Below are 20,704 nucleotides of genomic sequence, written 5' to 3'. Positions count from 1 at the left end.
CTTACAGATTGCTGCTGATGGCGTTCACCAGCTCGCCGTCGCTGGTGTCGCCGCTGAACTCCCAGAAGAAGGCTCCGCCGAGCCCCTGGGACTTGGCCCAGCTCATCTTCCCGGCGATGGTCGACGGGGTGTCGTACGACCACCAGTTGCTGCCGCAGTGGGCGTACGCCGTGCCCGCGACGGTGCCGGTGACCGGGCAGGACGACTTGAGCACCTTGTAGTCCTCGATGCCCTGCTCGTAGGTGCCGGCCGCCGGTCCCGTGGCCGTGCCGCCCGGGGCGTCCTGGGTGACGCCGGTCCAGCCGCGGCCGTAGAAGCCGATGCCGATGAGCAGCTTGCTCGCGGGGACGCCGACGGACTTGTACTTGGCGATCGCGTCGGCCGTGTCGAAGCCGGCCTTCGGGATGCCGGAGTACGAGGTGAGCGGGGAGTGCGGGGCGGTCGGGCCCTGGGCGTCCCAGGCGCCGAAGAAGTCGTACGACATCACGTTGTACCAGTCGACGTACTGGGAGGCACCGGCGTAGTCCGCGGCCTCGATCTTGCCGCCGGAGGAGCCGTCGGCGGTGACCGCCGCGGTGACCAGGGCCTTGGAGCCGAACTTGGCGCGCAGCGCGGCCATCACGTTCTTGAAGGCCGCCGCCCCGCTGGTGTCGCAGGACAGGCCGCAGGCGTTGGGGTACTCCCAGTCGATGTCGATGCCGTCGAAGACGTCGGCCCAGCGGGGGTCCTCGACCAGCTTGTAGCAGGAGTCGGCGAACGCGGCCGGATTGGCCGCGGCCTGGGCGAAGCCGCCGGACCAGGTCCAGCCGCCGAAGGACCACAGCACCTTGAGGTTCGGGTACTTGGCCTTCAGCTCGCGCAGCTGGTTGAAGTTGCCGCGCAGCGGCTGGTCCCAGGTGTCGGCGACACCGCTCACCGACTGGTCGGCGGTGAAGGCCTTGTCGTAGTCGGCGTAGGAGTCGCCGATGGCGCACTGGCCGTTGGTCACATTGCCGAAGGCGTAGTTGATGTGCGTGATCTTCGCCGCCGAGCCGGACGTCACCAGGTTCTTGACGTTGTAGTTGCGGCCGTAGATGCCCCACTCGGTGAAGTAGCCGAGCTTGACCTTGTCGCCGGTGGCCGGGGGAGTGGTGGTGCCGCCGGTGGTGTGCACCTTGACCGCACCGCTGACCGGGCCGGTCTGGCCGGCGGTGTCGCGGGCCTGCACGGTGTAGGAGTAGTCGGTGCCGGCGGTCAGGGCGCTGTCCGCGTACGAGGTGGTCGTCACGGTGCCGACGACCTTGCCGTCGCGCAGGACGTCGTAGTTCTTCACGCCCTTGTCGTCGGTGGCCGCGCCCCAGGAGAGCTTCACCGAGGTGTCGGTGACGCCGGAGGCGGTCGGGGTGCCGGGCGCGGAGGGCGGGGCGTCACCGGGGGCCGTCGTGCCGTCGCAACTGTCGCCGTTGAGCTTGCAGTTGCTCGGCGAGCCTGATCCGGAGCCGTTGAAGCCGAAGGAGACGGAGGCGCCGGGGGCGATGGTGCCGTTGTAGGACTTGTTCTTGGCGGTCCAGTGGGTGCCGGAGCTGGTGACGTCCGCGTCCCAGGCGGAGGTGACGGACGTCCCCGTGGGGAAGTCCCACTCGACGGTCCAGGAACTGATGCTGCTGGTACCGGTGTTCTTGATGGTCCACTGACCGCCGAAACCGGTTCCCCAGTCGCTGGACTTGGTGTAGGTGGCCGTGGCGTTGGTCGCGGCCTGGGCGGGGCTCGCGAGACCGACGAGGCCGGCCAGGGGGAGCAACAGGGTCGCGAACCCTGCCGCGGCTCTGTGTCTGAAGCGCATGCTGCGCCTCCTCGCTAGGGGGAGTTGAGGATGTCGTGAGCATGACTGAGCCTTCACGCCCACGGTGCTGCGAGAGTAGAAAGGTCTGGACCACGGGTCAATAGGTCTGGACCAGTTGGCTGTAGGGCTCCCTTGATCCGCAACTCCCGTGTCCATGCGGCTGCTTGCCACCCGCGTACCGGATCGCCCACCTGGGCTGCCCCGCGCCCGGCGGAGGGTCGTACGCTGACCCGGCGACGAGGAGGGGCGCATGACGGACACGGCGGGCCAGGGAGCGGTGCTGGTCGTCGACGACGACGCGGCGATCCGGCGCTCGCTGGAGCGCGGCCTGAGGCTGAGCGGGTTCGCGGTGCGGACCGCCGCCGACGGGCCGCAGGCGCTGGCCGAGATCCGGGACGTGCCGCCCGACGTCCTGGTGCTCGACGTGTCGATGCCCGGCATGAGCGGCATCGAGGTGTGCACCCGGCTGCGCGACGAGGGCCGGGACCTGCCGGTGCTGATGCTCTCGGCGCTGGACGAGACCGCCGACCGGATCGCCGGGCTCCAGGCGGGCGGCGACGACTACCTGGTCAAGCCCTTCGCCCTGCAGGAACTGGTGCTCCGGCTGCGCGCCCTGCTGCGCCGCCGCCCGCCCGCCGGCCGGGAGCAGCTCAGGGTGGCGGACCTGGTCGTCGACCCGGCCGCCCGCACCGCCGAGCGGGACGGCAGGTCGCTGGACCTCACCCGGCGCGAGTTCGAGCTGCTGGAGGTGCTCGCCCGCAACGCCGGCCTCGTCCTCACCCGCGACCAGCTCCTGGAACGGGTGTGGGGCTACGACTTCGACGTGCGCACCGACGCCGTCGACACCTTCGTCAGCTATCTGCGGCGCAAACTGGAGGCCGAGGGGCGGCCCCGGCTGATCCACACCGTGCGCGGCGTCGGCTTCGTGCTGAGGGAACGGCCATGAGGCTCTCCACCCGGATCGCCCTCGCCGTCGGCTGCACCGTCCCGCTGCTCGTCCTCGCCGCCGGCTGGCTGCTGCTGAGCCTCGTCGCCCGGGATCTGCACCGGGCCGAGGACGGGCACCTCCAGCAGCGCGCCGTGGCGCTGGGCCCCGAGGCCCGCGCACTGCTGCGGGCCTCGGCGAACGGCCGCCCCAAGGCCGCCGACACCCGCGAGCGGCGGCTGTTCAGCTCGGCCCTCGACGTCGGCGTACGGCTCGTCGGACCGGACACCGACTTCAGGGGCGGCCCCCAGCCGGACCCGTCCGTGACCCTGCCCGACCGGTCCGCCGGGTTCGTCACCGTCCGCTCCGGCGGGCGCAGTTGGCGGGCCCTCGTCCGGTCCGTCCGCACCCCCGCCGCCTCCGGCACCCTGTGGCTGTTCGCGCCCGACACCGCCGACCGCGCGCAGGTCCGGCTCGTGCGCAACCGCGTGATCCTCACCGCCGTGCTCGCCGCGCCCCTGTCCGGACTGCTCGCCTGGGGCCTGGCCGCCGGGGCGAGCGCGCCCCTGGCCCGCCTCACCCGCCGCACCGCCGGACTCGACCCGCGCACCAGCACCGCCCGGCTGCCGGAAGAACGCACCGGCGTACGGGAGGTCGACGAACTCGCCGCGACCCTCAGGACCGTCCTCGCCCGCTACGACGAACAGGCCGCCCGCACCGGCCAGGCCCTGGACACCGCCCGCTCCTTCTCCTCCGCCGCCGCGCACGAACTGCGCACCCCGCTGATGAGCATGGGCACCAACCTCGACATCCTCACCGACCACCCCGATCTGCCGGACGCGGAGCGCGCCGAGGTGCTGGCCGACCTGCACCGCGAACACGCCCGCCTGCTCGGCCTGTTGGTGATGCTGCGGGACCTGGGGCGGGCGGATCTGGTGGAGGCCGACGCGTTGCGGCCCGTCGACCTCGCCGACCTCGCCGACGCGGCCGTCGCCGAGGCCCGCCGCCGCGCCCCGGACGCGGACATCACCCTCCAGGCGGCCCCCGGACTCACCATGCACGGCTGGGAGCCGGGCCTCAGGCTGCTGCTGGACAACCTGCTCGGCAACGCCCTCGCCCACGGCCGCGACGCACAGGGCCGGGCACGGGTGCGGGTCGGCGTGACCGGCGCCGCAGGCGGGCTCCTCGTCACGGTCGACGACCAGGGCCCCGGCGTGCCGCCCGACGCCCGCGCCCGGATCTTCGAACGGTTCCAGCGAGGCCCGGACAGCGCGGGCTCCGGGCTCGGCCTCACCCTCGTCGCCCAGCAGGCGGCCCTGCACCGGGGGAGCGTCACCGTCACGGACGGCCCCGAAGGGACCGGCGCCCGCTTCGAGGTACGGCTGCCCGCGGACGGCGGCGGCCTGCCCGCGGACGGCGGGGGACTGCCGGGCCGACGGGACTGGCTGATCGGCACAGCCGGGGCAGACCGGGACTGGCTGATCGGCACAGCCGGGGCAAACCGGTCACAGAGTTTCCCCAAAGACCGTCCCTAGCCTCCGTCCCGTACGGACGGCGACCCGCCCGTCCGGAAAGCGGCCGGACCGGCGACCGGACCGGTCCGGGAGGGAAACGGAGAGAAGGATGAACGCACGACGACGTACGCGCACGCTGCTCGCGGGCGGCGCGATGGCGGCCGTACTGGCGGTGGCGGGCACCGCCGGGGTCGCGTCGGCCGACAGCACGCCGAAGCCGGCCCCGACCGGCGACGGGGCGCAGAAGCTGTGCAAGCGGGTGCCCAAGATCGACCGGCGGATCGCGCGCGCCCTGAAGCGGCTGGACGCCGGGCCCGGCACCCGTGGCTCCATCGCCCGGCTGCAGCAGCGGGTGGACAACGCCGAGAAGGCGGGCCACACCGCGGTCGCCACCTTCCTCAAGGACCGGCTGGAGTTCCGCAAGTCGCTGGTGACCAACCTGAAGCAGCGCCAGAAGGACCTGGGCGACGTGCGCACCTGGTGCCAGGCCGACGGCGGCGGGAAGGCGGCGAGCTGATGCGGGCGCGGCGGGCGGCGGCCGCCCTGCCGGCGGTGGCCCTGCTGGCGGCGCTCACCGCGGGCTGCGCCCACCACGACGCGGCGGCTCCGAAGACACGGCCGGCGTCCGGCACGCCCTCCGGCTATGCGGAGATGCAGAAGAAGGTGGACGCGGCCGAGTCGGCGGCCGCCGCGGCCGACCGGGACGCCGCGAGCAACACCGACCGCTGACCCGGGCGGGCCCCGGTGGGGGAGGGCTCAGCGCCCCCACCGGGGACCCACGGCACCGCAAGGCCGCTTCAGCCGCGTTCCCCGCCCGGCACCCACAGCACGTCCCCGGTCTTCTTGTTCGCCACGCGGGCCAGGATGAACAGCAGGTCGGACAGCCGGTTGAGATAGGTCGCCGTGAGCGGGTTCATCGTGTCGCCGTGCGCCTCCAGGGCCGCCCAGGTGGAGCGCTCGGCGCGGCGTACGACCGTGCAGGCCTGGTGCAGCAGGGCCGCGCCCGGGGCGCCGCCGGGCAGGATGAAGGAGCGGAGCTTGTCCAGCTGCTCGTTGAAGCGGTCGCAGTCCGCCTCCAGCCGGTCGATGTAGAACTGCTCCACCCGGAGCGGCGGGAACTGCGGGTTCTCCACCACCGGCGTCGACAGGTCCGCGCCCACGTCGAACAGGTCGTTCTGGACGCGCGTGAGCACCTTCACGATCTCCGCGTCCAGGCCGCCCAGCGCGATCGCGGCGCCGATCACCGCGTTGGCCTCGTTGGCGTCGGCGTAGGCGGAGATCCGCAGGTCGGTCTTGGCGACCCGGCTCATGTCGCCGAGCGCCGTGGTGCCCTTGTCGCCGGTCCTGGTGTAGATGCGCGTCAGATTGACCATGCGACCAGCGTAGTTACGCCCCGGCCGTCCGGAACACCCGTGTGCCCACCGTCACCGTCAGCGCGGCGAAGGCGACGGCGACGAGGACGCCGTAGAGCATGTGCGCGCTCGTGTACTGCCCGACGTACGCGTCGCGCACCGCGTCCACCAGATAGCGGAACGGGACGAAGTGCGAGAGCACGTCCAGCCAGGCGGGCGCCAGGGTCATCGGGAGCATCAGCCCGGACAGCAGCATCGACGGCATGGACACCATGTTGATCAGCGGGCCGAACTCCTGCGGGGTGCGGACCTTCATACCGAGCGCGTACGACAGCGAGGCCAGCGACAGCGTGAGCAGGGCGACGAAGCCGAAGCCGATCAGGACGCCGGCGAGCGGCGCACGCAGGCCCATCAGCAGCGCGGCCAGCACCAGCAGCACCGACTGGAAGACGAGGACCGTGGCGTCGCGCAGCACCCGGCCGAGCAGCAGCGCGAGCCGGCTGACCGGGGTGACCCGCATCCGCTCCACCACCCCCTGCCCCTTCTCCACGATGACCGCGAACCCGGCGAACAGGGCGCCGAACAGGCCGAGTTGGAGCAGCAGGCCGGGCACGAGCACCTGCCAGGAGCTGCCCGCCCCGCCGAGCGGCAGACGCGTCAGCAGCGGACCGAAGAAGACCAGGTAGAGCAGCGGCGTGAGCACCCCGAAGAGCAGGGCGAACCGGGAGCGCAGCGACTGGCGCAGATAACGGCCGTAGACGAGGGCCGTGTCGTGCAGAAGCATCGGGGATTCCTAGACGGCTACGGGGACGGAGTCGGCCGGGACCGGCCCGCGTCCGGTGATGGCGAGGAAGGTGTCCTGGAGGGTGGCGTCGATCGAGCCGCCGTACGCGAGCTTGAGCGCGGTCGGCGTGCCCTCGGCGGCGACCGTGCCCCGGTCCACGACCACCAGGCGGTCGGCGAGGGCGTCGGCCTCGTCCAGGTAGTGGGTGGTCAGGAAGACGGTCGTGCCGTGCTCGTCGCGCAGCCGGCGGACCAGGTCCCACAGGTCGGCGCGGCTGCCCGGGTCGAGTCCGGTCGTCGGCTCGTCCAGGAACAGCACCTTCGGTCGGTGGGTGAGCGCCATCGCGATGTCCAGCCGGCGCCGCTGCCCGCCGGAGAGGGCACCGGCCTTCCGGTCGAGGAACCCGGTGAGGTCCAGCTCCCGCGCCAGCTCCCCGGCGCGCAGGGCGGCCTCCGTCTTCGACAGGCGGTACATCCGCCCCTGGGTGACCAGCTCCTCCCGCACGGTGATCTGCGGATCGACGCCGCCGGACTGGGCGACGTACCCGATCGCCGCGCGCACGCCCGCCGGGTCCGTCGCCAGGTCGTGCCCGGCGACGGTGGCCGCGCCGCCGGTCGGCTTCAGCAGGGTGGTGAGCATCCGCAGGGTGGTCGTCTTGCCGGCGCCGTTGGGCCCGAGGAAGCCGAGGATCTCCCCCTCCCGGACGGCGAGGTCGATACCGCGCACCGCCTCGACGGGGCCGGCCTTGCTCTGGAAGGTGCGGGCGAGTCCCGCCGCACTGATGACTGCTGCCATGCCCCCAGAAAAACAGAGCCATTGAAAAATTGCAACGACCCCAAATTTTCAGCGCCACCAGAACACGGTCCCCCGATCTACGATGACGCCATGGCAGAGGGGCTCAGGGAGCGGAAGAAGCGCGAGACCAGGCAGCGCATCTCGGACATCGCCACAGGGCTGTTCATCGAGCGCGGCTTCATGGCGGTGACCATGGCGGACGTGGCCGAGGCGGCGGACGTCTCCGTGAACACCGTCTACAACTACTTCCCCGCCAAGGAGGACCTCTTCTTCGACCGCTCCGCCGGCGTGGTCGACCGGCTCGCCCGCTGGGTGCGCGGCCGGGACCCGGGGGAGTCCGCCGCCCGCGCCGTACTGCGCGAAATGCGCGAGGAGGTCGAGGCCGTCTCCCCGCGGGTCGGCCTCATGGAGGGCTACGACCGCTTCATGCGGGTCATCCACGACGCCCCGCCGCTGCGCTCCCGGCTGTGGAGCCTCCAGCAGGAGATCCACGACGCCCTGGAGGCGGCCCTGCGCGAGGAGACCGGCGCCGCCGGCACCGACCCGCTGCCCGGCCTGATCGCCGGTCAGATCTGCTGGATCCACCAGACGGTCTTCACCACCATCGGCCGCCGCCTCCTCGCCGGCCGCAAACCGGCCGAAGTGTCCCGAGAGGTACTGGTCCTCCTGGACGACATCGAGGACCTCTTGAGCGAAAAGGTCCTGAACTATGCCGTACGGCGAGCTTCCTGAGCTTTTCGTACCGCCAATCGACGCCGGTTCGCGGGGAATTGACGCTTCCGCGGCCGGGGCGCACATCCCGTCGGATCCGCCGACGACAGGCCCGCCGGGCCCGTCGTATCGGACGTGACCGGTGTCTCACCCTCTGAGACCGTGACACGCGTTACTAACCGCTCACACAGCGGCGTCGGAGCGCTAGGGTCCGCCGGAGAAGCAGACTTGGAGCGCGTTCGAGGGAGTCGGAGTGGCACGGAAGCTCGCCGTCATCGGGGCCGGTCTCATGGGGTCCGGGATCGCTCAGGTCGCCGCGCAGGCGGGCTGGGACGTCGTCCTGCGCGACGTCACCGACGAGGCGCTGAAGCGCGGCACCGACGGCATCAAGGCCTCGTACGACAAGTTCGTGAGCAAGGGCAAGCTGGCCGCGGACGACGCCGAGGCCGCCCTCGCCCGCATCACGCCGACCACCGACCTGGACGCGGCGGCCGACGCCGACGTCGTGGTCGAGGCCGTCTTCGAGAAGCTCGAAGTGAAGCACGAGATCTTCCGGGCTCTCGACAAGCTCGTCCGCGAGGACACCGTGCTCGCCTCCAACACCTCCGCCATCCCGATCACCAAGATCGCGGCGGCCACCGAGCACCCCGAGCGGGTCGTCGGCGTCCACTTCTTCTCGCCGGTGCCGATGATGCAGCTCGTCGAGCTGGTCCGCGGCTACAAGACGAGCGACGAAACCCTCGCCACCGCGCGGGAGTTCGCCGAGTCCGTCGGCAAGACCTGCATCGTCGTCAACCGTGACGTGGCCGGCTTCGTCACCACCCGGCTCATCTCGGCCCTGGTCGTGGAGGCGACCAAGCTGTACGAGTCGGGCGTCGCCACCGCCGAGGACATCGACCTCGCCTGCAAGCTGGGCTTCGGGCACGCCATGGGCCCGCTCGCCACCGCCGACCTCACCGGCGTCGACATCCTGCTCCACGCCACCAGCAACATCTACACCGAGTCCCAGGACGAGAAGTTCGCCCCGCCGGAGCTGATGCGCCGGATGGTGGACGCCGGTGACATCGGCCGCAAGAGCGGGCAGGGCTTCTACAAGTACTGAGGCGTCCCGTCACCGACATTCACCCCGGGAACATCACTCCCCGGGGTGAATTCGGTATCGGTTCGCTTACAAGCAGCAACTGCACCACCACTGACACAGTCAGACGGTGCAACGTCACGCCAGTAGCCAACCGCACTCAACGGGGAGCGCGTATGCACATCAGGGGCGACCACGCCGAGCTGGTCGTCGGGGGCCGCCTCGACGTCCGCAGCGCGGCGGACGCCCGTACGGCCCTGCACTCGGCCGTCGACGGCGGCGTCGGCGACCTGGTGCTCGACCTGTCCGAACTGGACTCCTGGGACGCCACCGGACTCGGTGTGATCATGGGTGCCCATCGGCGGGCCGGCCGCTGCGGGCGCCGTCTGGTGCTGCGCGGTGTCCCGCCGCAGATGCAGCGCCTGCTGGTCGCCACCCGCCTGCACCGCATCCTCGCCATCGAGGGCGGCATCGGAGTGGAGTCGCTGCCCCGGGTGTGACCGGAGGGGCCGGAGGGGCCCGCAGGGCCGGCCGACCCGGTGTGACCGGAGAGCGGCAGGGACCCCGAGCGGCGCGCCGGGCGGGTGCGGCCGGCGGGGCGGGCGGCCACCTCGGGAGCCACGCGGCGCCGACTCGGGCCCGCGGGACGCGGCGCAACCGTGCGAGCGGGTGTGAAACGGGCGACGGGGGAGACCCGGGCGCAGCCGCCGAAGCGCACGTCGGGTGCAATCCTCACCGGACTGTGACGTCTCGGACCGCACGGCACCCCGCCCTGTCGGAGATACTGTGCGAAGGTTTAGGGTTCGGTCGCCCGCCGTCTCTCCACCCTCGATCGAGCGGGCCCGGACCAGAAGCGACAGCGCGGTGTGCGACAAGGCCGGGAGGGGCCGGACATCACGGGCACACGACGCTTTTGGGGGGCTTGAACCTATGGACCCGATCAACCCGGGACCCGAGGAGCACGGCCAGGCGCACAGCCGCCGCCCGCCCCGGGAATCCCTCACCTCCGACTTCGGCCAGAGCACGCCGTCGCTCGCCCGTACGGCGCACGTCGTCTCCGGCGACCTGCTGCTGACGGTGAACCCCGTCGACGGCAGCGAGATAGAACCCTGCCCGCCCGTCGAGCGCCCGGAGCGCCCCCGCAAGCGCACCGCCGCCGAGCGCGCCGAGACCGAGCGGGCCGCCCGGCCGCCCGTGCCGCCGGGCCCCGCCCAGCCGGCGCTCTCCCTGCTGGAGCGCCAGGACGAACGCGAGCGCCTGGTCCGGCTGCTGGCGCGCGGCCGCTCCGTCCGGCTCACCGGGCCCGGCGGCTCCGGCCGCACCGCCCTGCTGGACCTCGTCGGCGAGGACTGCGATGACCTCGCCCCCGACGGCGTGGTGCGCCTGAACGGCTCCCACCGCACCGCGCACGACCTCCTGTACGACCTCTTCCACGCCGTCTACGACAGCCCCCGCCACCGCCCGGAACCGGACGAGCTGCGCGCGCTCGTGAGGGAGATCGGCGCGGTCGTCGTCCTGGACGACATCGAGTTCGGCGGCGCCGCCCTCGACGAACTGCTCGACGCCACCCCCGAGTGCGCGTTCCTCATCGGCGCCACCCCCGACGTGCCCCCGCCCTCCCCCGAGTCGGAGGTCGAGGAGGTCTTCCTCAGCGGCCTCGACCGGGCCGGCGGCGAGGAGATCCTGGAGTGGACCGCGGGCCGCGCCCTCACCGAGGAGGAGGCCAACTGGGCCGGCGACCTGTGGTTCGAGTCCGAGGGCCTGCCGCTGCGGTTCGTCCAGGCCGGTGCGCTGCTCCGGCAGCGCGACCATCTGCGGGCCGGCGCCGGGGCGGTGGACGAGTACGGCGTCTTCGAGGACGCACGCCCCCCGGCCGAACTGCCCGCGGAGACGGCCGACGACGTCCCGCTGCCCTCCCTCGGCGAGGCCGCCGCGCCCGCCCCGCTGCTCGCCTCCCGGCTCAGCGCTTCCGCCCGCGCCACCCTGCGCTTCGCCGTCGCCCTCGGCGGCGAGGTGCCGCACCAGGCGCATCTGCCCGCGCTGATCGGCGACACCCACGCCGACGCCGCCCTCGGCGAGCTGGCCGCCTGCGGACTGGTCTCCGCGGTCGGCGCCCGCTACCGGCTCGCGGCCGGGGTGCTGACCCAGCTGGAGGCCGCCGGATACGCCGACGACGCCCAGGCCCAGGCGCTGGCCGCCGCCGAGCACTACGCCTGGTGGGCCGGGCACCCGTCGGTCACCCCGGAGCGGGTGTGCGCGGAGGCCGACGCGGTGCTGGCCGTGCTCGCCGCGATCGTGCCGCACACGGTGCCGCCCGCCGAAGGGGAGCAGAGCTGCGCGGTACGGCTGGCCCGCACGGCCGCGCCCGCGTTCGCCGCCGGGCTGCACTGGAGCGCCTGGGAACGCGCCCTGCGCTCCGGCGCCGAGGCCTCCCGGCTCGCCGGTGAGGTGCCCGAACAGGCCTATTTCCACCACGAGTTGGGTGTCCTCGCGCTGTGCGGCGGCCAGCTCGACCGGGCGCGCGCCGAGCTGGAGGCGTCCATCGGGCTGCGCGGGGCGCTCGCGGACAAGCGCGGCACGGTCGCCGGCCGGCGTGCGCTGGCCCTCGTCGCCGACCTGTCGGGCGAGGTGCCGGGGATCGCGGCGACGGCGGGGGAGGAGCAGCCGGAGATACGGCACGAGGAGTCGGCGCCGCCGCCGTACGTGCCCCTCGGCGCCCCCCTGGTCACCCGCCGGCTCCCGGCCGCAGCGCCGGCCGGCGGCGGCCTCCGCCGGCTGGCCCGCCGCAACCTCGTCGCGGTCGGCTCCGGGGCGCTGCTCGCCGCCGTGCTCGGTACGGTCGTCACGCTCGGCATGACGTCCAACGACAACGCCGACAAGAACCCGGCCGGCAAGGTCGACGTCAACCCCTCGGCGAGCCAGGACCCGTCCGACGGCTCGCTGGGCGCGGATCCCAACCAGACCCCGCGGGCCGGCACCGGCTCGGCCGCCCCGGTGACGCACCCGACGGACCCGGGCCCGGACGGCACGTACGGCACGACGGACGACCCGACCCCGTCCCAGCCGACCACGTCCCCCTCGGCCGACCCGAGCCACACCAAGGGCACGGGCGGCGGGGGCACGAGTCCGACGCCGTCCAAGTCCAAACCGACAAAGCCGACGTCACCTTCGCCGTCGAAGTCGAGTCCGTCGAGCACGGGAACGTCCTCAGCGCCGCCCACGGACACCTCCAGCCCGTCGGCGCCGAGCACCCCTCCCACGACCACCAACTCGGCCAGCGGCCCGGCGTCCAGCAGCCCGGCGAGCGCATCCCAGAGCACGGGCACGGGAACACCGACCGGCTCGGGCACGGTGATGTGACACGGCCCGGCCCGGCAGACGCGCGCGCCTGCCGGGCCGGGCCGCCGACCCTTTCCGCGCCCGGGACAAGCCCAGCGGCGCTGTGGCGAGCCGGTCAGAACAGGCGGAGCTTGTCGTCCTCGATGCCGCGCAGGGCGTCGTAGTCGAGGACGTGGCAGTTGATGCCGCGGTCGGTGGCGAGGACGCGGGCCTGGGGCTTGATCTCCTGGGCGGCGAAGACACCGCGCACCGGCGCCAGGTGGGGGTCGCGGTTCAACAGCTCCAGGTAGCGCGTGAGTTGCTCGACGCCGTCGATCTCGCCCCGGCGCTTGATCTCGACCGCGACCGTCTGCCCGTCCGCGTCGCGGCACAGGATGTCCACCGGGCCGATCGCCGTCATGTACTCGCGGCGGATCAGCGTGTATCCCTCGCCGAGCGTCTCGATGCGGTCGGCCAGCAGCTCCTGCAGGTGTGCTTCCACGCCGTCCTTGATCAGACCCGGATCCACGCCGAGTTCGTGCGAGGAGTCATGGAGGATCTCCTCCATAGTGATGATCAGTTTCTCGCCCGCTTTGTTGACGACCGTCCACACGCCCTCTTCCGCGCCGGTGCCCTCCTTGAGCGTGCAGGGCGGCGACATCCAGTTGAGGGGCTTGTAGGCCCGGTCGTCGGCGTGGATGGAGACGCTGCCGTCCGCCTTGACCAGGATCAGGCGGGGTGCCGAGGGCAGGTGGGCGGTGAGCCGGCCGGCGTAGTCGACCGAGCATCGGGCAATGACGAGACGCATGGTCGGCAACGCTACTCGACGCCCCGAGGTACGCGCGATCCGCCCGCCCCGCTCCCGATCGGTCGCCCCAATTGTCCCTGGAAACTCTTGTTCATCCCTGGCCGATTGTGCCCGTAAAGGGATCGTTCCATATACGCATTCTGCTGGTGTGGTCACCGACCGTTGCCTACGGTAGTGAACGGGAGGTCGCCGCATAGGTACTGAGCGTGTTCGATATCGCGAACTCCCCTACCCGTCCGGCAACCCCTGCTCTTCGGGGGTGCGAGAGGAGAACCCATGTCGCTCGACGTCTCACCGGCCCTACTCGAACAGGCCGAGCGAGGCGAGGTCGACGAAGCAGCATTCGTCGACTGCGTCCGGACCTCCCTGCCCTACGCATGGGAGATGATCAGCTCCCTGGTGGCCCAGCTGAAGGTCGACGGCGGACCGTTCGCCGACAACCAGACGCCCCCGCCGGACGAGCAGGCACGCGGTCAGCTGCTGCGTGCGCTCGCGAGTGATGCCATCCGCGGCGCCCTGCAGCGGCACTTCGGTGTGCGGCTGGCGTTCCAGAACTGCCACCGGGTGGCGGTGTTCCCGCTGGACGCCTCGGTGGACGAGACGCTGGCCCGCTTCACCTCGGTGCGCAGTCAGTTGCTCAACCAGTCGCCGGAGCTTCGGGACTGCTGACGGGCAGCCCCACTGCGGCGGATGCCGTGAGCCGCTTGCTTGCCGCTCCACCCGGGGGAGGTGCATGCAGTACTGGGGCGGCAAGCCCCCAAGGCGGCGGGGGAGTTGCGGGCCTGCTCAGCGCAGCTGGGGCAGCACCTCGGCGCCGAGCCGCCGCAGGTTCTCCTCCGTCGCGGCGAGATCGCCCGAGCCCTCCACGAGCAGGGCGAAACGCGAGATACCGGTGCGCTCCGAGGTGGCCGTGAGCCGGTCGGCGGCCAGCCGTGGGGTGCCGACCGGGTGCAGGCCGCAGAGCAGCTCGGTGTAGGCGTGCGGGTCGCGCATCGCGCGCGCCCGGCCGTCGACCGTCACATGGGCCTCCAGGCCCTGCCTCAGCCAGCCCGGCATCGCCTTCAGCAGCGTCTCCGCCGCGTCCGTGCGCCGGTCCGCGAGCTGGCAGACCCCGGCGGAGACGTGCGCGGCGCCGGCGATCTCCTCGGCCGGCCGGCCCGCGGCCCGGGCGCAGCGCCGCCACAGGGCGACCATCTCGGCCTTCTCCTCGTCTCCGACGTGCATGCCGAGCAGCATGGGCAGCCCGCGCTCGGCGGCCAGCCGTACGCTCGCCGGGGAGGTGCAGGCGACGACGACCTCGGGCCCCGGGGCCTCCGTCAGCGCCTCCGACGGGCGGGGTACGACCGGCACCTCGCGGAAGCTGAACCGCTCGCCGGACGCCGAGACCGACGGCTCGCGCAGCCAGCGCAGCAGCAGATCGAGGGACTCCGGGAACCCCTGTTCGTACGCGGCGAGGCCCGTGCCGAACACCTCCAGGTCCACCCAGGGACCGCCGCGGCCCACCCCGAGCGTGAACCGGCCGCCGCTCGTCACATGCAGCAGCGCGGCCTGCTCGCCGAGGGCCACCGGGTGGGCCGTGGGCAGTACGCTGACCGCCGTGCCCACCCGGATGCGCTGGGTGCGGCCGAGCAGCAGCGCGGCCAGGGTGACGGCGGACGGGCACGTGCCGTACGGCACGAAGTGGTGCTCGGCGAGCCACACGGAGTCCAGTCCGGCCTCCTCGGCGACCTCCGCCGAGCGGACCGCCCGGTGCAGGGCCTCCCCCGGACCCTGGCCCGGGAACTGGGCGCCCAGCACAAAACTACCTACGTACATCGCATTTCCTGCTTCCTTGGCCCCGACCCGGAGCTCCCCCACCCCGCATAACCGCCCGACACGTGCCCAGGACACGGCCTGGCGGTGAGCTTTGCGGATTGTCTGCAGAATGGGTCGCCCTGGAGGGGGACTTGGGCGGGTTGGTCCCGCCCGGGTACCCCACTCGGCGGCGCGTAGGCTGGATGCGGTCCGTGCTTCCTGTATAGCCCCGAGAGGTGTCCCGTGTCCCCGCGTCGCAACCGACCCAAGGCAGCCGGATCGTCGGGCCGGAGCGCCGAGGACGACCGGGCCGGCCGGTACGGCGGCTGGCAGTCGACCGAGAGCTGGCAGGGCGAGGAGTGGAGCGTGCGCCATGTCGCCGGGGCGAGCGCCGAGGGCAAGACCTACCGCTGCCCGGGCTGCGACCAGATGATCCCCTCCGGCATCCCGCACGTGGTGGCCTGGCCCGAGTACGCGGGCGTCGACGACCGCCGCCACTGGCACAAGGCGTGCTGGAACGCGAAGGACCGCCGCACCACGCGGGTGCCGCGGTCCCGTAACGCGCCGAGGTTCTAGAGCGGGATCACACGTCCCGCTGCTGCAGCAGTGCGCAGGCGCCGGCGAACGCGGCCGCGGTCAGGCCCAGCATGATCCACAGCGGGTCCCAGCCCGAGGGGCCCGAGCTGCTCAGGGAGTTGTCGTAGAAGCAGCTCATCTGGCTGGGGATCGAGTACTCCAGCAGCCACTGGCGCACCTTCTCCAGGGACTGCGCGGCCATGAACAGCGCGATCACCAGCGGGGCCAGCACCGCGCCGATCATGATGGTGATGGCGCCCGCGGAGTGCCGGACGACCGAGCCGACGAGCAGCGAGAACAGTCCGAGCAGCGCGAGGTAGAGGCTGATGCCGACGGTCGCCTTGAGCCAGTCGTCGGTGGAGGGGGTACGGGCGCCGCCCACCCCCTTGAGCATGGACACCTGGACCATGGCGACGAAGCCGGACGTGGCCAGCGTGACGACGAAGGCGACCGCGAAGAACACGATCGCCTTGGCGGCGAGCACCCGGACCCGGCTCGGGCAGGCGGTCATCGTCGTGCGGATCATGCCGGTGCCGTACTCGGAGGCCGTGGTCAGCACGCCGAGCGTGATGATGCACATGCTGCCGATGAGCAGGCCGAAGAAGCCGAACTGCAGCGGGTTCTGGTCCGCCATGCTGTCCGGCCCGGAGTTGGAGCTGACCAGCGAGGCGGCCATCAGACCGATGCCGAGGACGAGCACGATGAACACGCCGAGCGTCCACATCGTCGACCGGACCGACTTGATCTTCGTCCACTCGGAGGCCAGCGCGTGCCCGAGGTGGGTGGGCCGCACCGGGATCGGCGAGGTGTAACCGGGGTACGGCCCGCCGGACGCCGCCTGCCAGTCGGGAGCGGCGGCGGCGGGGGCCTGCGGCATCGGGGGCTGGTGGGTGCTCATCGGGCGTCCTCGGGCTTGGTCAGGTCGGCGGGGGCGGCGGCCGGGGCCGGGGGAGCGGCGGCGGGCGTCTGCTGCGGCGCGGGCGGCGCCGAGGGCGCCGCCGGGGTGCCCTGCGCCTGCGGTGCGGCGCTGCCCGGCGCGGGGGCGGCGGGCTGGTGGGCCTGCTGCGCGTACGGGTTGGGGGTGCCCGGGCCGGCGGGAGCGCCGTAACCGGGCGCCTGCGGGCCGCCGTAGGGCCCGCCGGGGGCCTGCGGCATGGCGAAGGGCTGCCCGCCCTGCTGGGGCGGCGGCGGGGCGTACCAGCCGGGCTGGCCCTGGCCGGGCACCGGCATCGGGGGCTGGGCGCCCGGCGGCAGCGGCTGCTGCAGGCCCGCCTTCTGGTCGACGGTGGAGCGGTAGTCCACGGCGCCCTGCGTCATCCGCATGTACGCCTCCTCCAGCGAGGCCTGGTGCGGCGACAGCTCCCACAGCCGTACGCCCGCCTCGTGCGCGAGGTCGCTGATCCGGGGCAGCGGCAGCCCGGTCACCCGCAGCGCGCCGTCCTGCTCCGGCAGCACATGGCCGCCCGCCTCGGCGAGCGCGGCGCTGAGCTTCTCGCGCTGCTGCGGCTCGGTGTCGGGGGTGCGCACCCGCGCGAAGTCCGCGGAATTGGCCGAAATGAAGTCCTTCACGCTCATGTCGGCGAGCAGCTGGCCGCGTCCGATGACGATGAGGTGGTCGGCGGTCAGCGCCATCTCGCTCATCAGGTGCGAGGAGACGAAGACCGTGCGGCCCTCCGCGGCGAGGGCCTTCATCAGGTTGCGGACCCAGAGGATGCCCTCGGGGTCGAGGCCGTTGACCGGCTCGTCGAACAGCAGCACCTGCGGGTCGCCGAGCAGCGCGGCGGCGATGCCGAGGCGCTGGCCCATGCCGAGCGAGAAGCCCTTGGAGCGCTTTCTCGCCACGTCCTGCAGGCCGACCACGCCGAGCACCTCGTCCACCCGCCGGGCCGGGATGCCGGACAGCTGGGCGAGGCTCAGCAGGTGGTTGCGGGCGCTGCGGCCGCCGTGCACGGCCTTGGCGTCGAGCAGGGCGCCGACCTGGCGGGGGGCGTTCGGCAGCTTGCGGTAGGGGTAGCCGCCGATCGTCACCGAACCGGACGTCGGGTTGTCGAGCCCGAGGATCATCCGCATCGTCGTCGACTTGCCCGAGCCGTTGGGCCCGAGGAAGCCGGTGACGGCTCCTGGCCGCACGTGGAAGGAAAGGTTGTACACGGCGGTTTTGTCGCCGTAGCGCTTGGTCAGGCCGACAGCCTCGATCATGCTCCGCACCCATCGAAAGGTTCAGGACAGCCGGGGCAGACGCCCCCGTAAGGGTTAGGAGGATATCGGGGCGCTGACGGTTCCGCCCAAGAGAATGCAAAGCCAGAACGTCACGGTATGTGACGGAATTCTCTGGGGGGTCCTCTATTGGGCGTCCCGGCGCCGAAGGAGGGTGTACCCGCCGGCGAGCGCGGCGATCACCCACAGCAACATGATCCCGAGACCGCCCCACGGCCCGTACGGCGTGTCGTCGCCGAGTCTCGGCACCACCTGCATGATCCGGCTGCCTGCCTGGTCCGGCAGGAACCGGCCGATCTTCTTCGTGGCGTCCACGTTGCCGAGGATGTTGGAGACCAGGAAGAAGAACGGCATCAGGATGCCGAGCGAGAGCATCGGCGAGCGCAGCATCGCGGCGACGCCCATGGAGAACACCGCGATCAGCGTCATGTAGAGCCCGCCGCCGACCACCGCGCGCAGCACGCCCGCATCGCCGAGACGCGTCGCGTGCGGGCCGAGCATCGCCTGGCCGAGGAAGAACGGGGCGAAGCTCGTCACCATGCCGACCACCAGGGCGAGCGCGCCCGCCACGGCGATCTTGCCGAACAGGAACGCGGCGCGCCGCGGTACGGCGGCCAGCGAGACCCGGATCATGCCGGTGCTGTACTCGTTCGACACGACCAGCACCCCGAAGACGATCATCGCGAGCTGCCCCAGGCTCGTGCCCGCGAAGCTGACGTAGGTCGGATCGAACGAAAGCCGGTCCGTGGCCGGCATCGAGTCGAACTGGCTGCGGGACAGGGCGGAGATGAGCATCCCGACGGCGACGGTGACCACCACGGCCAGCGACAGCGTCCACACCGTGGACGCCACCGACCGGATCTTGGTCCACTCGGAGCGGATCACCTGTGCGGCTGCCATGGACGTCAGGCCTCCTTCCAGTCGGCGCCCCAGCCCCGCGGGGCGGCCTCCGGGCCGGTCCGCGCGTGATACTCCACCGCGTCCGCGGTCAGCTGCATGAACGCCTCCTCCAGCGAGGCCTGCTGGGGGCTCAGCTCGTGCAGCACGATCCCGTACTGCGCCGCAAGCTCCCCGATCCGCTCGGCCTTGCCGCCCTCGACCTCCAGCGCGTCCCCGCCCGCCTCGACCACGGTGATCCCGTCCGCGTGCAGCACATCGAGCAGCCGCTCGCGCTGCGGGGAGCGGATCCGCGTGTACGACCGCGAGTTCGTCCGGATGAAGTCGGCCATGGAGGTGTCGGCGAGCAGCCGCCCCTGCCCGATGACGACGAGATGATCGGCGGTCAGCGCCATCTCGCTCATCAGATGGCTGGAGACGAACACCGTCCGCCCCTGCGCGGCCAGCGACTTCATCAGGGTCCGGATCCAGTGGATGCCCTCGGGGTCGAGGCCGTTGACCGGCTCGTCGAACATCAGGATCCGCGGATCGCCGAGCAGCGCCGCCGCGATCCCCAGCCGCTGCCCCATGCCGTACGAGAACCCCTTGGCCTTCTTGCGCGCCACGGCCGTCAGCCCGACCGTCTCCAGCACCTCGGCCACCCGGCGCTGCGGGATCCCGTTGCTCTGCGCGAGACAGAGGAGATGGTTGTAGGCGCTCCGGCCGCCGTGCACGGCCTTGGCGTCCAGCAGGGCCCCGACGTACGTCAGCGGGTCCGTCAGCTGGTCGTAGTGCTTGCCGTCGATCCGGACGTCGCCGGCGGTGGGGTGATCGAGCCCCAGGATCATCCGCATCGTCGTGGACTTCCCGGCGCCGTTGGGCCCGAGGAACCCGGTGACGATTCCGGGCCGCACGGCGAAGGTCAGCCCGTCGACCGCCACCTTCTCGCCGTACCGCTTGGTCAGCCCCTCCAGCTCGATCATGCGGCCACGCTAAAACGGGACGGAGCCCCCTGCCACTTGAGGGCAGGGGGCTCCGAAGGCGCTTGTACGGCTGCGATCCGCGTTTACCGCGACTGCTGCGCCGGCACCCCACGCGAGATCGGCTCGTCCTCGGCCGGCGAGCCGGCGGCGGCCACCGCCGCGCCGGTGAGCGTCGCGAGCATCTCGCGGACGTTCGTCAGCTGGGCGTTGATGCTGTCGCGGCGGTTGGTGAGCGCCGCCAGCTCGCGCTCGGATTCCGAGCGGATGCGGTCGGCCTTGGCGTTGGCGTCGGCCACGATGTCCTCGGCCTGGCGCTGGGCCGTCTCCACCGTCTGGCGGGCACGGCGCTCGGCGTCGGTGCGCAGCTTCTCCGCCTCCAGGCGCAGCTGCTCGGCGCGGTGCTCGATCTCGGCGAGGCGCTTCTCGGCCTTGGCCTGACGGGAGGCCAGGTCGCGCTCGGACTGCTCGCGGCGCTTGGCGAGGTTCGTCTCGAAGTCGGCGGCGGCCTGCGCGGCCTTGGCGCGGGTCTCCTCGAAGAGGGCGTCCGCCTCCTCGCGCTTGGACTGCGCGTCCTTCTGCGCCTCGGCGCGCAGCTGGGAGGCCTCGCCCTTCGCCTTCTCGACGATCCGGATGCCCTCGTCCTCGGCCTTGGCCTTGCGCTCGGCGGCGTAGGCCTCGGCGTCGTTGCGGACCTGCTGGGCCGCGGACTCGGCGAGGTCGCGGTGCTGCTCGGCCGCCCGCCGGGCCTCCTCACGCAGTTCCTTGGCCTCTTCCTCGGCCAGGCGCAGGATCTTCTCGACCCGGGCACCGAGACCCGCGTACGACGGCTCGGCGTCGGTGACCTGGGCCTGGGCGTTCTGCGTCTCGAGGTGGAGCTCCTCGATGCGCTTCTCCAGGGCGGTGATGCGGGCGAGAGCGCTGTCACGGTCGGAGACGAGCTTGGAGATACGTTCGTCCACCTGAGCGCGGTCGTACCCACGCCGCACAAGCTCGAAGCCGTAGGGGGAAGTGTCGCTCATGGGGTTCCTGTCGAATGAGACCGGTGAGGTGATAGGGGGAATCCTAGGGGCCGAAGCGGTGTGTCATCGAGCGGATACGTGTTTGATCTGGAGAATGAGACCCCTTTTGAGTGGCTGACGGCCGGATGGCTT

Annotated in this window: 21 protein-coding genes; 10 read left to right on the top strand and 11 right to left on the bottom strand. The window is 72.2% G+C overall.

The window, feature by feature from the left end; translation table 11 throughout:
- Position 1 precedes the first annotated feature (1 nt).
- A complete protein-coding gene (locus AB0950_RS34980; RefSeq protein WP_360155106.1) occupies positions 2-1,822 on the bottom strand; it encodes a glycosyl hydrolase family 18 protein in 1,821 nt (606 codons plus the stop codon).
- 250 nt (positions 1,823-2,072) lie between these two features.
- Between AB0950_RS34980 and AB0950_RS34975 the strand changes: the two genes are divergently transcribed.
- The 4 genes from AB0950_RS34975 (at position 2,073) to AB0950_RS34960 (ending at position 4,990) form a co-directional block, all read left to right on the top strand.
- Positions 2,073-2,768, top strand: coding sequence for a response regulator transcription factor (locus tag AB0950_RS34975; protein ID WP_360155109.1), 696 nt, complete (start codon positions 2,073-2,075; stop codon positions 2,766-2,768).
- Positions 2,765-4,282, top strand: a complete 1,518-nt coding sequence (locus tag AB0950_RS34970) for a HAMP domain-containing sensor histidine kinase (RefSeq protein ID WP_360155112.1) — start codon at positions 2,765-2,767, stop codon at positions 4,280-4,282. Before AB0950_RS34975 ends, AB0950_RS34970 begins: the two co-directional genes overlap by 4 nt.
- An 88-nt stretch (positions 4,283-4,370) precedes the next feature.
- The gene (locus AB0950_RS34965; protein WP_360155115.1) at positions 4,371-4,778 is read left to right on the top strand and encodes a hypothetical protein; all 408 of its coding nucleotides are present in this window, start codon (positions 4,371-4,373) and stop codon (positions 4,776-4,778) included.
- The gene (locus tag AB0950_RS34960; protein WP_360155118.1) at positions 4,778-4,990 is read left to right on the top strand and encodes a hypothetical protein; all 213 of its coding nucleotides are present in this window, start codon (positions 4,778-4,780) and stop codon (positions 4,988-4,990) included. Before AB0950_RS34965 ends, AB0950_RS34960 begins: the two co-directional genes overlap by 1 nt.
- A 68-nt stretch (positions 4,991-5,058) precedes the next feature.
- On the opposite strand, the gene AB0950_RS34955 is transcribed toward AB0950_RS34960, so the two are convergent.
- Genes AB0950_RS34955 through AB0950_RS34945 form a run of 3 tightly spaced genes read right to left on the bottom strand, consistent with a single transcriptional unit; the run spans position 5,059 to position 7,192 of the window.
- Entirely contained in the window at positions 5,059-5,634 is a 576-nt protein-coding gene (locus AB0950_RS34955) for a cob(I)yrinic acid a,c-diamide adenosyltransferase (RefSeq protein ID WP_366780222.1), read from the bottom strand.
- Between the two features lie 13 nt (positions 5,635-5,647).
- The gene (locus AB0950_RS34950) at positions 5,648-6,397 is read right to left on the bottom strand and encodes an ABC transporter permease (protein WP_360155124.1); all 750 of its coding nucleotides are present in this window, start codon (positions 6,395-6,397) and stop codon (positions 5,648-5,650) included.
- Between the two features lie 9 nt (positions 6,398-6,406).
- Positions 6,407-7,192: an ATP-binding cassette domain-containing protein gene (locus AB0950_RS34945; RefSeq protein WP_360155127.1), complete on the bottom strand. Its 786-nt coding sequence runs from the start codon at positions 7,190-7,192 to the stop codon at positions 6,407-6,409.
- 90 nt (positions 7,193-7,282) lie between these two features.
- On the opposite strand from AB0950_RS34945, the gene AB0950_RS34940 reads away from it, so the two are divergent.
- The 4 genes from AB0950_RS34940 (at position 7,283) to AB0950_RS34925 (ending at position 12,341) form a co-directional block, all read left to right on the top strand.
- Positions 7,283-7,924, top strand: coding sequence for a TetR/AcrR family transcriptional regulator (locus AB0950_RS34940; protein ID WP_366780221.1), 642 nt, complete (start codon positions 7,283-7,285; stop codon positions 7,922-7,924).
- A gap of 232 nt (positions 7,925-8,156) precedes the next feature.
- Positions 8,157-9,005, top strand: coding sequence for a 3-hydroxyacyl-CoA dehydrogenase family protein (locus AB0950_RS34935; RefSeq protein WP_360155133.1), 849 nt, complete (start codon positions 8,157-8,159; stop codon positions 9,003-9,005).
- Between the two features lie 152 nt (positions 9,006-9,157).
- Positions 9,158-9,481 (top strand): STAS domain-containing protein, encoded by a 324-nt coding sequence (locus tag AB0950_RS34930; RefSeq protein ID WP_330337777.1) that lies wholly within the window; start codon positions 9,158-9,160, stop codon positions 9,479-9,481.
- Positions 9,482-9,911: 430 nt separating this feature from the next.
- Entirely contained in the window at positions 9,912-12,341 is a 2,430-nt protein-coding gene (locus AB0950_RS34925) for an ATP-binding protein (RefSeq protein ID WP_366780220.1), read from the top strand.
- A gap of 94 nt (positions 12,342-12,435) precedes the next feature.
- On the opposite strand, the gene nucS is transcribed toward AB0950_RS34925, so the two are convergent.
- On the bottom strand, positions 12,436-13,107 hold the full coding sequence (nucS, locus tag AB0950_RS34920; protein ID WP_360155139.1) for an endonuclease NucS: 672 nt from the start codon (positions 13,105-13,107) through the stop codon (positions 12,436-12,438).
- A gap of 276 nt (positions 13,108-13,383) precedes the next feature.
- On the opposite strand from nucS, the gene AB0950_RS34915 reads away from it, so the two are divergent.
- Positions 13,384-13,776: an SCO5389 family protein gene (locus AB0950_RS34915; RefSeq protein ID WP_030656147.1), complete on the top strand. Its 393-nt coding sequence runs from the start codon at positions 13,384-13,386 to the stop codon at positions 13,774-13,776.
- A 117-nt stretch (positions 13,777-13,893) separates the two neighbouring features.
- On the opposite strand, the gene AB0950_RS34910 is transcribed toward AB0950_RS34915, so the two are convergent.
- Positions 13,894-14,922, bottom strand: a complete 1,029-nt coding sequence (locus AB0950_RS34910; RefSeq protein WP_360155142.1) for an LLM class flavin-dependent oxidoreductase — start codon at positions 14,920-14,922, stop codon at positions 13,894-13,896.
- Positions 14,923-15,144: 222 nt separating this feature from the next.
- Here AB0950_RS34910 and AB0950_RS34905 point away from each other — a divergent pair, with 222 nt between their 5' ends.
- Positions 15,145-15,477: an ATP/GTP-binding protein gene (locus AB0950_RS34905; protein ID WP_360155145.1), complete on the top strand. Its 333-nt coding sequence runs from the start codon at positions 15,145-15,147 to the stop codon at positions 15,475-15,477.
- Between the two features lie 7 nt (positions 15,478-15,484).
- Here AB0950_RS34905 and AB0950_RS34900 read toward each other — a convergent pair whose 3' ends face one another.
- From AB0950_RS34900 to AB0950_RS34880, 5 genes are all read right to left on the bottom strand, one after another.
- Positions 15,485-16,375: an ABC transporter permease gene (locus AB0950_RS34900; protein ID WP_366780219.1), complete on the bottom strand. Its 891-nt coding sequence runs from the start codon at positions 16,373-16,375 to the stop codon at positions 15,485-15,487.
- Entirely contained in the window at positions 16,372-17,676 is a 1,305-nt protein-coding gene (locus AB0950_RS34895; protein ID WP_366780218.1) for an ABC transporter ATP-binding protein, read from the bottom strand. The genes AB0950_RS34900 and AB0950_RS34895 overlap by 4 nt, the downstream gene beginning before the upstream one ends.
- A gap of 144 nt (positions 17,677-17,820) precedes the next feature.
- Positions 17,821-18,594 (bottom strand): ABC transporter permease, encoded by a 774-nt coding sequence (locus tag AB0950_RS34890; RefSeq protein WP_366780217.1) that lies wholly within the window; start codon positions 18,592-18,594, stop codon positions 17,821-17,823.
- A gap of 5 nt (positions 18,595-18,599) precedes the next feature.
- Positions 18,600-19,553 carry an ATP-binding cassette domain-containing protein gene (locus tag AB0950_RS34885; RefSeq protein ID WP_360574820.1) on the bottom strand — a complete coding sequence of 318 codons (954 nt, stop codon included), beginning with the start codon at positions 19,551-19,553 and terminating at the stop codon, positions 18,600-18,602.
- Positions 19,554-19,636: 83 nt separating this feature from the next.
- Positions 19,637-20,572 (bottom strand): cellulose-binding protein, encoded by a 936-nt coding sequence (locus AB0950_RS34880; protein WP_360155160.1) that lies wholly within the window; start codon positions 20,570-20,572, stop codon positions 19,637-19,639.
- Positions 20,573-20,704 lie beyond the last annotated feature (132 nt).

It is taken from the genome of Streptomyces sp. NPDC007189, assembly GCF_040703635.1.
Classification (GTDB): domain Bacteria; phylum Actinomycetota; class Actinomycetes; order Streptomycetales; family Streptomycetaceae; genus Streptomyces.
The sequence above is the reverse complement of the archived record's forward strand: the minus strand, read 5'-3'. Positions and strand labels throughout refer to the sequence as shown.